2 protein-coding genes are annotated in these 862 nt (G+C 63.7%); both read right to left on the reverse strand.

From position 1 onward, the window contains the following. A partial coding sequence (locus OCV66_RS15485; RefSeq protein ID WP_147574658.1) for a hypothetical protein occupies window positions 1–228 on the reverse strand: 228 nt, incomplete at its 3' end. Further along, window positions 225–862, reverse strand: a 638-nt coding sequence (locus OCV66_RS15490; protein WP_147574659.1) for a ThiF family adenylyltransferase, incomplete at its 5' end; no start/stop codon positions are given. The genes OCV66_RS15485 and OCV66_RS15490, both read right to left, overlap by 4 nt.

Genomic DNA, 862 nt, shown 5'->3' on the forward strand with positions numbered 1-862 from the left:
CGCGCTGAGCTGCGCCGTATAGGCAGGGACCCTGGGCAGGTCCAGCTCTTCGAGCAGGAGCGCTGCTTCATGGAGGGCGGATGCCAGCTTCTGTATCTGCTGGGCGATCTGCCGCAGTTCCGCCGTGCCGCCGGCCTCCCGCAGGGCGGGGAGCTGGCCGGCGCGCCAGCGGATATCCTGCGCAAGCTCGCCCAGACGGCCGCAGGCATACCGGATCTGCTCCATCATGCCGCCCTCCGTTTCGGGAGCAGCGGCCGGACGTTCACTGTCTTGCTGGAGAAGGTAGTCATGCGGGTGGTAAGCTCGCCGCCCGCGATGATGTTATACAGCATGCACAGTGTAAGCGTGGCCGCCATGAGGTTGGCCGTCATGGCCTGCGGCGAGGAGACGGAAGCCTCCGCGCAGGGCAGCTCACTGGGGAATTTGTCCGTTGGGTCCAGGATATCCGGATAGAAGCCCGCCACCGGCCGGCGCAGTGTGCGCCCGCCCTTGCGGACGCCGCACACGACCTGCCCATTCGCCAACCCGTTGCCGGAATCGATGTAGACCAGGTCGCGCGCGTGGTAAAACACCTCGTTGCACATCCTCCGGCTGCGGTTGTTGTCCACGCAGCCGAGCAGGATCACGAGCGCGTCTGCATAATCAGGATAAAGCAGCTGCCTTAGTTCATCTTCACTTTCGATGTAGTGCGGCACATACCGGCATCCCATACCGAACGCTGCCGAATACCGCTCCGCGAGCACCTCCGCCTTATTGCGGCCGAGGTCGTGGGAGACGAAGTTCTGCCGGACAAGGTTACGCTTTTCCACCAGATCCCCATCACAGAGGATGGCCGTGGAAGGGCGGAACACCGAATACAGCA

Source organism: Agathobaculum ammoniilyticum (assembly GCF_025567315.1).
Classification (GTDB): Bacteria; Bacillota; Clostridia; order Oscillospirales; family Butyricicoccaceae; genus Agathobaculum; species Agathobaculum ammoniilyticum.